General features: G+C 69.4%; 7 protein-coding genes and 2 pseudogenes. 6 read left to right on the top strand and 3 right to left on the bottom strand.

Going from position 1 to position 10,791, the window contains the following annotated elements:
* Positions 1-61 precede the first annotated feature (61 nt).
* A complete protein-coding gene (locus FU658_RS13635; RefSeq protein ID WP_147892582.1) occupies positions 62-859 on the top strand; it encodes a pseudouridine synthase in 798 nt (265 codons plus the stop codon).
* Positions 856-2,136, top strand: coding sequence for a DUF2254 domain-containing protein (locus FU658_RS13630; RefSeq protein WP_147892581.1), 1,281 nt, complete (start codon positions 856-858; stop codon positions 2,134-2,136). The genes FU658_RS13635 and FU658_RS13630 overlap by 4 nt, the downstream gene beginning before the upstream one ends.
* Before the next feature lie 45 nt (positions 2,137-2,181).
* Here FU658_RS13630 and kbl read toward each other — a convergent pair whose 3' ends face one another.
* Together kbl and FU658_RS13620 are read right to left on the bottom strand one after the other, a co-directional pair.
* A complete protein-coding gene (gene kbl, locus FU658_RS13625) occupies positions 2,182-3,387 on the bottom strand; it encodes a glycine C-acetyltransferase (protein WP_147892580.1) in 1,206 nt (401 codons plus the stop codon).
* Between the two features lie 82 nt (positions 3,388-3,469).
* Positions 3,470-4,921 carry a hypothetical protein gene (locus tag FU658_RS13620; RefSeq protein WP_147892579.1) on the bottom strand — a complete coding sequence of 484 codons (1,452 nt, stop codon included), beginning with the start codon at positions 4,919-4,921 and terminating at the stop codon, positions 3,470-3,472.
* On the opposite strand from FU658_RS13620, the gene FU658_RS13615 reads away from it, so the two are divergent.
* Complete coding sequence (locus FU658_RS13615; protein WP_147892578.1) at positions 4,920-5,606, top strand: hypothetical protein; 687 nt, start codon at positions 4,920-4,922, stop codon at positions 5,604-5,606. The two genes, FU658_RS13620 and FU658_RS13615, sit on opposite strands and share 2 nt — an antisense overlap.
* 4 nt (positions 5,607-5,610) lie before the next feature.
* Here the strand turns inward: FU658_RS13615 and tdh are convergent, their stop codons facing one another.
* Positions 5,611-6,633: an L-threonine 3-dehydrogenase gene (gene tdh / locus FU658_RS13610; protein ID WP_147892627.1), complete on the bottom strand. Its 1,023-nt coding sequence runs from the start codon at positions 6,631-6,633 to the stop codon at positions 5,611-5,613.
* A 196-nt stretch (positions 6,634-6,829) separates the two neighbouring features.
* Here tdh and FU658_RS13605 point away from each other — a divergent pair, with 196 nt between their 5' ends.
* The 3 genes and pseudogenes from FU658_RS13605 to FU658_RS15655 form a co-directional block, all read left to right on the top strand.
* Complete coding sequence (locus FU658_RS13605; RefSeq protein ID WP_147892577.1) at positions 6,830-8,986, top strand: S46 family peptidase; 2,157 nt, start codon at positions 6,830-6,832, stop codon at positions 8,984-8,986.
* Positions 8,983-10,274, top strand: a pseudogene (gene folC, locus FU658_RS13600) (bifunctional tetrahydrofolate synthase/dihydrofolate synthase). The gene FU658_RS13605 and the pseudogene folC overlap by 4 nt, the downstream one beginning before the upstream one ends.
* A gap of 35 nt (positions 10,275-10,309) precedes the next feature.
* Positions 10,310-10,791 (top strand): annotated as a pseudogene (locus FU658_RS15655) (hypothetical protein); the annotation flags it as partial.

Here is a 10,791-nt window from a genome sequence, read left to right as displayed (position 1 = left end):
CGGGAGCGTGGTTCGTGCGCCGGGGCTTGGCAAGCGCGCGGCACGCGGTGATGCTGGGTGCATGCCTCCCCGCTCCGCCACGCCGCCACCGACGAAGAGCGCCCGCAAGGGCGTGTCGCGCGTGATCTCGCGCAGCGGTGCGTGTTCGCGCAGCGAGGCAGCGCGCTGGGTGCTCGAGGGGCGGGTGGCGGTCGATGGCCGGGTCGTGGACGACCCCGATCATCCGGTGCGCGTCGGTCACGACAGCGTCAGCGTGGACGGTCGGCCGATCGGGGTCGCGCCGCGGGTGTGCATCATGCTCAACAAGCCACGTGGCCTGGTGACAAGTGCCAGTGACGAGCAGGGTCGCGATACCGTGTATTCCTGCATCGCCGACGCACAGCTGGGCTGGCTGGCGCCGGTGGGGCGCCTGGACCGTGCCAGCGAAGGCCTGCTGCTGATGAGCAACGACCCGCAGTGGGCGGCAGGAATCACCGATCCGGTCGGCGGACTGGAGAAGACCTATCACGTCCAGGTCGACGCGCTGCCGGACGAGACGATGCTGGCGGCGCTGGCGCGTGGCGCCTGCGAGCGCGGCGAGCCGTTGCAGGCCCGCAGCGTGGCGTTGCTGCGCCACGGCCGCTCGTCGGCCTGGCTGGAGGTCGTGCTTGATGAAGGCCGCAACCGGCATATCCGGCGACTGATGAAGGCCCACGGGCTGGAGGTGCGACGGCTGGTGCGGGTGGCGATCGGCGGCCTGCGGCTGGGCACGCTTTCCAAGGGCGCGTGGCGCCACCTGAGCGCGAGCGAAATCGACGCGCTGGTGCCGGGGGGCGGGCCCGGGGATGATGGCCGGGGTACAAGGGAGGTCGGGTCATGACGCTGAAGCCGAGGGTGTTCCTGGAGTTCCTGCGCACCAGTCTGTGGGTGGTGCCGATGGGCCTGGTGCTGGGCATGATGATGCTGGGCCAGTTCCTCCTGTGGGTCGACGGCAGGGCCGAGATCGACGTCAAGATGATGGAGGGTGCCGGGATCGACGGGGCCCGCGGCATGTTCCAGGCGGTCGCGGGCGGCATGCTCACCCTGGCTGGCGTGGTGTTCTCGATGACGCTGGTGGTGCTGTCCCAGGCGACCGCCCAGTACAGTCCCCGGGTGCTGCGCAACTTCCTGGGTGATCGCGTCAACCAGACCGTGCTCGGGGTGTTCCTCGGCATCTTCGTCTACTGCCTGGTCGTCCTTCGCGGCCTGGGTGAGGACGGATCGACGCTTCCGGTCCTGACCGTCCTCGTTGGCCTGGCGATGTCGCTGCTCGGCGTGGTGTTCCTGGTCTACTTCATCCACCACATCGCGCGCTCGCTGCAGGTGGAGAACATCGTCGCGTCGATCCACGACGAGACCGCCCCGGTCATCGATCGCCTGTACCCCGAAGCCCAGGCCGAGGGCGACGAGGCTGCCAGGGAGGACGTCCCCGCGTTCGGCGCCGGGGATCCGGTCATCCTGGCCCGTTCCAGCGGCTACATCCAGGACGTCGACGTCGCCCGCCTGGAGCGGCTCGCCTGTCGCCTCGACACGGTGATCGAACTGCCCCACCGGGTCGGCGGCTTCGTGTCCGAGGGCATGGCACTGGTGCGCATCAAGGGGCCGGTCGAGCCCGACGAGGATGCCGCCTCCGACGTGCATTCGAGCTTCACGCTGGGGCGCCAGCGTACGATCCAGCAGGACCCTTCTTTCGGCTTGCGCCAATTGGTCGACGTGGCCATGAAGGCGTTGTCCCCGGGCGTCAATGACACGACCACCGCCGTACTGGTCGTGGACCGTCTCAGCGCACTGGTGCGGCGGCTGTGCCAGCGCCGCATGCCCGCGCGCCTGCGCGAGGTGGACGGCGTGCTGCGCCTGGTGGTGGCGCGGCCCGACTTCGAGGACTACCTGGGGCTGGCGTTCGACCAGATCCGGCAATGGGGGGCCAACAACCCCGCGGTACTGGGTCGGATGCTGGAGGTGATCGCACAGCTGCTACCCATCACCCATTGCAGTTCGCGACGGGAACTGCTGCACGAGCATGCGCGGCGGATCATCACCGCGGGCGGTCACGCCATCAACGAAGAGTGCGACCTGGCGTGGTTGCGGCAGTGCTACCAGCGCGTTCCCCCGGTGTAGCCAGCCCACGCCAGGAGGGGCCGGGGCGGCCCGGCCCGGGCTGCATCAGCCGTTGATGACGCCGAGTTCGCGCCCGACCCGGGTGAAGGCATCGATCGCGCGGTCGAGGTGCTCGCGGGTGTGCGCGGCCGACATCTGGGTGCGGATTCGGGCCTGTCCCTTGGGCACGACCGGAAAGAAGAAACCGATCGCATAGATGCCTTCTTCGAGCAGGCGCTCGGCGAACTTCTGTGCCAGCGGGGCCTCGTAGAGCATCACCGGGACGATCGGATGCTCGCCCGGCTTGAGGTCGAAGCCGGCCTGCGTCATCCGCTCGCGGAAGTAGGCGGTGTTGGCCTTGAGCGCTTCGCGCAGCTCGCCCGCGGCGTCGAGCATGTCGAAGACCTTGGTCCCGGCCGCCACCACATGGGGCGGCAGCGAGTTCGAGAACAGGTAGGGCCGCGACCGCTGGCGCAGCATCTCCACGACCTCGGCGCGGCCGGTGGTGAAGCCACCCAGCGCGCCACCCAGGGCCTTGCCCAGCGTTCCGGTGATGATGTCGATCCGGTCCAGCACGCCCTTGACCTCGGCCGAGCCGCGTCCGGTGGCGCCGAGGAAGCCGGTGGCGTGGCACTCGTCGATATGCACCAGCGCGCCGTAGCGCTGCGCCAGCGTCGTGATCTCATCGAGCGGCGCGATGAACCCGTCCATCGAGAACACGCCGTCGGTGGTGATCATGATCGTGCGTGCACCATCGGCGCGCGCCTGCTTGAGCTGCGCCTCCAGGTCGGCCATGTCGCAGTTCGCGTAGCGGTAGCGCCTGGCCTTGCAAAGGCGCACGCCATCGATGATCGAGGCGTGGTTGAGCGCGTCGGAAATGATCGCGTCCTCGGGCCCCAGCAGCGGCTCGAACAGACCACCATTGGCGTCGAAGCAGGCGGCGTACAGGATCGTGTCCTGCTTGCCGAAGAAGCCGGCGATCTTCGCCTCCAGTTCCTTGTGCAGGTCCTGGGTGCCGCAGATGAAACGCACGCTGGCCATGCCGAAACCATGGGTGTCGAGCGCCTGCTTGGCCGCTTCGATGACTTCGGGGTTGTCGGCCAGGCCGAGGTAGTTGTTGGCGCAGAAATTCAGTACCCGACGACCATTCGCCAGTTCGATCTCGGCCGTCTGCGGCGAGACGATCACCCGCTCGGACTTGAACAGGCCCTGCTCGCGGATGGAATCGAGCTCGGCGGCGTAGCGTTCGATGGCGGCGTTGACGGTTTCCATGGCGGTTCCGGTGCGGAAAAGCGCCATTCTAGCAAGCCGGTCGCGTGCCCCAGTGGCATCCCGGCGCGGCGCGCGGCGGCACTCAGCGTGGCGCCAGGCCCGCAGGGGCCGAGGGCGAGGCGGGATAGGGCGGCGCGCCGGGGTAGGGCACGTGGGCCACCTGGTTCCAGTTGCGCCGGGTCAGCTGGCGCTGGGCCTCGTTGCTGATGCGGCCACTGACCAGAAGCGTGGGGTTGTCGTGTCCGCTCAGCAGCGCCCGGTCGAACCAGGCCTCGATCTGCGGTGTCCAGCTCAGCACGTCCACGGGGACAGGCAGCAGGAACTCGCCCCCTTCGGTGAGGTAGGCCAGCGTGGCGCCATGCGAACGCACGTGCCCGCCGATGGCCGCATCACCGCCGTAGTGGCGCACCAGGCGCAGCGCATTGAGCACGAAGCGCGCCTCGATCTCGCTGCCGGCCATCAGTGCCGTTTCCAGCAGGGCCTCGCAGCCGGTGCGTGGGCGCAGCGCGTCAAGCTCCTCGGTGAAGGCGGTTTGAAGTGTCGGCGTGAACGCGCGATGGCGCACGAAGCGCTCCAGCAGGTCCTCGTCGGAACAATGCAGGCTCAACACGTCGTGGTTGCGCTGCGCCAGGTCTTCGGGGACCTCCCGCAGCACCAACCGTTCCACGTCCTGGGTATACCCGAGCGTTTCCGCGAAGCCCGCCGTGGCCACCGACACCAGCTGGCGGGTGGCGAACGCGCCGGTGCTGGTCATCCAGGCCAAGCGGTCGAGGCGCTCGTTGAGGATCGGGTTGGAGGTGTAGGGGTCGACGCCCAGCTTCTGCGCAAGCTCCAGCCGCGAGCGGCGGTAGCTGATCTCGCCACGCACTGCGCGGACAAGCTCCCGGCGCGGTTTTTCCCACCACGCGCGCTCGGTCGGATCCACCTCGGCGCGGGTGGCCCCCATCGGCCCTTCCGGGTCGCGGTAAGGGTCGCCGTCATGGCTGATGCGATCATCGATCTGGTCACCAAGACGCTTGGCGCGCCGCCCCCACTTCGTCACGCCTTCCCCGAAAAAGCGCACCGCACCCACCGGCAGGCCGATCAGGCTGTCGATCGGGTGGGTCACGACCTGGCCGATCGCACGCACCGGCGCCATCGCGGCGTTCTGGGCCGACTGTGCCACCAGGCCGGTGATTTCCGCCGTGAACACGGCATCCATCGCGGGGATTTCGCTGATGCGGATCGCGAGCATCTCCGCGCTCTCGGCTTCCAGCCGGCCCCAATCGGTGTGCAGCACGAACCGGGCCTGGTAGCCGGTGACCTGGACCTGGGGTTCGACCCGGTAGCCTGGACCGGTCAGCAATGCAGGGATCACCAGCTCGGCCGCAGCCAGGGTTGGCTCGTTCTCGGCATGGACCGGTGCGACCAGCAGCATCGCCGCCAGCGCGGCGGCGGAGGACAGGCGGGGCAGGGGAAGAATCTTGGGCATGGACTGCGCATTGTCCAGACCGTGGCTGAATCCCGGCTTCAGCGGGTCTAGGATGGTGGGCATGGGTGGTCCGACCTTGCACCGCAACGACGTCGCGCTGTGGCCCCTGGCGCTGATGGTGGCGACGCTGCCGGCGATCGCCACGCACGTCGCCTGGGCCCTGTCCCTGCATGCGGGACACATACCCTGGTGCGTGCCCTACCTGGAGGGCTGCACCTCGATCAGCCGTGCCGCGCGCCATGGCCTGGGCAACGACCTGTTCCGCATGGTGATGTTGCCGACCGCCGCGCTGCAGGCCCTGTTCTGGGTGGCCGTCGCGGCGTGGTTGCGCTCGGGCGGAGCGCGGGTGGCGGCCACCGTGCCGTGGCTGGGCCTGCTCGCGGCGGTGTTCCTCGCGCTGTACGCCACCTTCCTCGGCAGCGAGGGCGACATCTACCGGATGCTGCGGCGTTACGGCGTCACGGTGTACTTCGCGGCCACCTACCTGGCACTGCTCGCCAGCCTCCGGGCGCTGCAGAAGACCCGCGGCGCACGGGACCCGGGCTACCGGCCGCTGCTGGTGGTGGCGCTGGGCATGCTGGCGCTGGGCGTCCTCAGCACCGCGGCCACGGCCTTCGTCGACTCCAGGGAGCTCAAGGACCGCATCGAGAACGTGCTCGAGTGGCACCTGGGCGTGTGGCTGACCGCGATGTTCCTGGTGGTCGCATGGCGCTGGTGGCGCGAGGGCGTGCGCGTGGGGCTGCGCTGAGCGCTCAGTCCCAGCGGCACACGACCTTGCCGCACTGGCCCGAGGCCATCAGCTCGAAGCCTTCCTGGAATTCGTCGATGCCGATCTGGTGGGTCAGCACCTTGTCCAGCGGGAAGCCGGTGCGCACCAGCTGCGTCATCTTGTACCAGGTTTCGTACATCTTCCGGCCGTAGATGCCGTGCACGACGAGGCCCTTGAAGATGATGCGGTCCCAGTCGATGCCGGCGCCCTTGGGCAGGATGCCCAGCAGGGCCACCTTGCCGCCGTGGTACATCGCACCGAGCATGTCGTTGAATGCCCCCGGGTGGCCGGACATCTCCATGCCGACGTCGAAACCCTCGATGCCGAGTTCGGCCATGACGTCCTCGAGTTCTTCCTTGCCCACGTTGATCGTGCGCGTGGCGCCCATCTGCCGGGCCAGGTCGAGTCGGTAGTCGTTGACGTCGGTGATGACGATGTTGCGCGCGCCGATGAACTTGCAGATGCCTGCGGCGATGATGCCGATCGGGCCAGCGCCGGTGATCAGCACGTCCTCGCCGACCACGTCGAACTCCAGCGCGCAGTGTGCGGCATTGCCGAAGGGATCGAAGAACGCGGCGAGCTCGGGGGCGATGTCGTCCGGGATCGGCCAGAGGTTGCTCGAGGGCATCACCACGTATTCGGCGAATGCGCCGTGCCGGTTGACGCCGATGCCGACCGTGTTCGGGCACAGGTGCGGGCGGCCGGCCCGGCAGTTGCGGCAGTGCCCGCAGACGATGTGGCCCTCGGCCGACACCCGGTCGCCGATCGCGTACCCGGTCACGCCCGGCCCGATCTCGACGATGCGGCCGACGAACTCGTGGCCGATCACCAGGCCGGGCTTGATCGTGCGCTGGCTCCACTCGTCCCACTTGTAGATGTGCAGGTCGGTGCCGCAGATGGCGGTCATCTCGAGCTTGATCAGCACCTCGTTGGCACCGGGCGAGGGCACCGGCACCTCGTCCATCCAGATGCCGGGCTTGGCTTCGCGCTTGACCAGCGCCTTCATCGTCTGCGCCATGAGATCTGACCCCAGGTCGGGGGGGCCGCGGGCCCCGGAAAAACATCAATTATACCGGGCCGCCCTGAATCGCCGTCAGCGCGTACCGGCGCGGGCGGCGACGCCCGGGGACGGATGGCTTCCGGCAGGGGTTGGAGCCGGCCTGCGGTGTCTATACTGCGCATCCCGTGGATGGAGGAAGACGATGCGCAAGTCGATGGTCGCCGCAGCACTGCTGTTGGCCGGTACCGCCCAGGCCGGCGAGGGCATGTGGGTTCCGCAGCAGTTGCCCGAGATCGCCGGACAGCTGGCGCAGGCCGGACTGGAGCTCGACCCCGCGCAACTGGGCGACCTGACCGGCCAGCCCATGGGGGCGGTGGTCAGCATTGGCGGCTGCACGGCTTCGTTCGTCTCGCCACGAGGACTGGTCATCACCAACCACCACTGCGCCTATGGCGCGATCCAGCTCAATTCCAGCGCCGAGCGCGACCTCCTCAGCGAGGGCTTCAACGCCGCCACGCCCGGGGACGAACTCAGTGCAGGCCCGAACCAGCGCGTGTTCGTGACCCGCGAGATCCGCGACGTGACCGACGAGGTGCTGGCGCGGGTCACGCCGCGCATGTCCGGGCTGGCGCGGCAGGACGCGATCGATGCGGCACAAAAGGCGCTGGTCGCCGGGTGCGAGGCCGAAGGCGGCGTGCGCTGCAGCGTCTTCAGCTTCCACGGGGGCCTGTCCTACCGCCTGTTCACCCAGGTCGAGATCCGTGACGTGCGCCTGGTGTACGCGCCGCCGGGATCGATCGGAAAGTACGGTGGCGACGTCGACAACTGGATGTGGCCGCGCCACACCGGTGATTTCGCGTTCTACCGTGCCTACGTGGCACCGGACGGCACGCCGGCGCCCTACTCGCCGGACAACGTGCCCTTCGAGCCCGCGCGCCACCTGCGCATTGCCGGGCAGGGCCTGGAGGAGGGCGAGTTCGCGATGGTCGCGGGCTACCCCGGTCGGACGTTCCGCTATGCGCTGGCCGACGAACTTGCTGAAACGGTGGAGTGGAGCTACCCCACGCGCATCGAGCTCAACCAGCAACTGCTGGACCTGATCGAGGCGGCTGGGGCCGACGATCGCGAGGTGGCGATCCGCTATGCCGGTTTCAACGCCAGCTGGAACAACCAGATGAAGAATTTCGTCGGCCAGCTCGAGGGCTTCCAGCGCAGCGATGCGCTGGCCCGCAAGCGGGCCGAGGAGCAGGCCGTGCTGGACTGGTTGCGTGCGCAGGGGCGTGCGGGCCGTCCTGCACTGCAGTCCCATCGCGCGCTGCAGGCGCTGCACGGGCAACGCGTCGCCACGCGCGAGCGCGACCAGTTGCTGGGCGTGTTCGGCAACATCGGCCTGCTTGATGCGGCACGCCGCATCCATCGCTTGTCGGTCGAGCGCGGCAAGCCCGATGGCGAGCGCGCGCAGGGATTCCAGACCCGCGACGAAGCGGCCCAGCGCGGCGCGCTGGAGCAGCTCGAGCGGCGCATGGCGCCCGAGGTCGACCGGCAGCTGATGGCCCTGTTCCTGGCGCGCTACGTGGAGCTGCCTGCGGCGCAGCGCATTCCCGAGCTCGATGCCTGGCTGGGTGGCGACGACCAGGCCACCCGCGACTTCCGCCTCGACACGCTGTACGCGGGAACCCGCCTGGACGACACCCGCCAGCGGCTCGAGTGGTTCGATGCCGGGCGCGCCGCCGTGGAGGCCAGCGATGACAGTTTCCTGCGCCTGGCCGTGGCGCTGGCCCCGGCCTTCGAGCGCATCGAGAACGAGCGCCGCCGGCTTGCGGGCGAGGACCAGATGCACCGGCCGGGTTTCCTGCAGGCCGTCATCGACTACAACCAGGCCCAGGGCCGTGCGGTCTATCCCGACGCGAACGGCAGCCTGCGCATCACCTACGGCCATGTCATGGGCTACTCGCCGGCCGATGCGGTGCACTATGCCCCGTTCACCACCCTTGAAGGCCTGCTGGCCAAGGACACCGGCGAGGATCCGTTCGACTCCCCGGGCGTGCAGCTGGACCTGATCCGCGAACGCGCCCATGGCGGCCGTGCGATGGAGCGCCTGGGCAGCGTGCCGGTGAACTTCCTGACCGACATGGACGTGACCGGTGGCAACTCCGGCAGTCCGGTGCTCAATGCGCGCGGCGAACTCGTCGGCCTGGTGTTCGACATGAACTGGGAGAGCGTCGCTTCGAACTGGGTGTTCGATCCGGAAATGACGCGTACGATCAATGTCGACATCCGTTACCTGCTGTGGGTCATGGAGCAGGTGTTCCCGGCGCCCAGGCTGATCGAGGAAATGGAGTTCGCGCCCCGACCGTGAACGCACGAACGCTGCCGCAGTGGCTGGAGTACATCCAGCAACAGCACCCCAGGGAGATCGAGATGGGCCTGGAGCGGGTGCGGGCGGTGGCGGACGCGCTGGGAATGAAGCGGCCCGCGCGGCGGGTCATCACCGTGGCCGGTACCAACGGCAAGGGGTCGACGGTGGCCTTCATCGAGGCCATCGCCCGCGCCGCCGGCCATCGCGTGGGTGCGTATACCTCGCCGCACCTGCTGGCCTACAACGAGCGCGTTCGCATCGATGGCGCGGACGCCGACGACGCCTCGTTGGTGGCGGCGTTCGAGGCCGTCGAGGCCGCCCGGGGCACGACGCCACTGACCTATTTCGAGTTCGGTACCCTTGCCGCGCTGTGGCTGTTCCAGCGTGCCTCCCTCGACCTCGCCGTGCTGGAGGTGGGGCTGGGTGGGCGCCTGGATGCGGTCAACCTCGTCGATGCCGACGTCAGCGTCATCACCAGCGTGGACCTGGACCACCAGGACTGGCTGGGCGCCGACCGCGAGGCGATCGGCCTGGAAAAGGCCGGCGTGATGCGCAGTGGCCGGCCGGTCGTGCTGGCCGAGGTCGATCCACCGGCCAGCGTGCTGCGCCAGGCGTACGCGCTGGGGGCCTTCGCGATCCGTGGCGGCAGCGACTATCTCATCGATCTCCACGAGGACCACTGGACCTGGCGTGAACCCGGGTACCGGGTGGACCTGCCCATGCCGGCCCTGTCGGCACCGATCCAGGTGTGGAATGCGGCTGCCGCCATCGCCGCGCTCAGGGCCAGCCGCCTGCGCCTGTCCCGCGAGGCGCTGGCCTCGGGTGTGGCCGCGGCGCGTGCTCCGGGCCGGCTCCAGGCCTGGCGACTCGACGACGGGAACCACGTGGTGCTCGACGTCGCCCACAACCCGCAGGCGGCACGCGAGGTCGCGCGTTGGCTCCAGGTCCAGTCGGCCGGCGGATGCTGCCGGGTGGTGCTCGGCATGCTCGACGACAAGGATGTGGAAGGCGTGGTGTCGGCGCTGGCGACCCACGTCGACGAGTGGTGGGTGGTCGACTGGCCAGGGAGACGCCCCGGGGGCTCGGGGTGGATGCGCTCGCCGCGCGAGTGCAGGCCGCGGCGGGTGGCACGGTCCGGGTGGAGCGTGGCGGCCCGGTGGCGGACACGCTTTCCCAGGTGCTGGGCCTGACGGGTACGGGCGACCGGGTCCTGGTCCTCGGGTCGTTCCACACCGTCGCCCCCGCGTTACGCGCGCTTCAGGACGCGGCCCGCGCGCGCCCCGTATAATCAGTGCCTGGCTTCGCCCGCGGACTCCCACCTCGATGGATCCTGCCTTGAAACAGCGCCTCATCGGCGCCGCCGTGCTGGTTGCGCTGGCGGTCATCTTCCTGCCCATGCTGCTCAAGGGTCCCGCGCCCGATGGCGGTGCCTCCCATGTGCCCCTGGACATGCCGGCCGAGACCGACCGCAGGTTCGAAACCCGCGAGTTGCCGCTGGTGCCGCAGCCCCGCGCCCCCGAGGGTGGGGCCACCGGCATGCAGCCGCTCGACGACGACCCCAACCGGATCGTCACGATCGACACGGAAGCGGCCGACCGCACCGATGCGCTGGCGGGGGAGGACGTGCGCAGCAACGTCACGACCCGTCAGCCGGATGCGCTTCCGGCACCGGGTGTCGAGACCGCCCCTGCCCCCGCGCCGGCTGCCGATCCCGAGCCGCCCCGGCGGCGCCTGCACCGGCTGCCGCGCCCGCGCCGCAGCCGGCACTGCCCGCGTCCACGGCTGCAGGCGGCTACGCCCGTGAA

It is taken from the genome of Alkalisalibacterium limincola (assembly GCF_008017755.1).
GTDB lineage: Bacteria > Pseudomonadota > Gammaproteobacteria > Xanthomonadales > Xanthomonadaceae > Alkalisalibacterium > Alkalisalibacterium limincola.
This window is presented reverse-complemented; position numbering and strand designations above follow the sequence as displayed.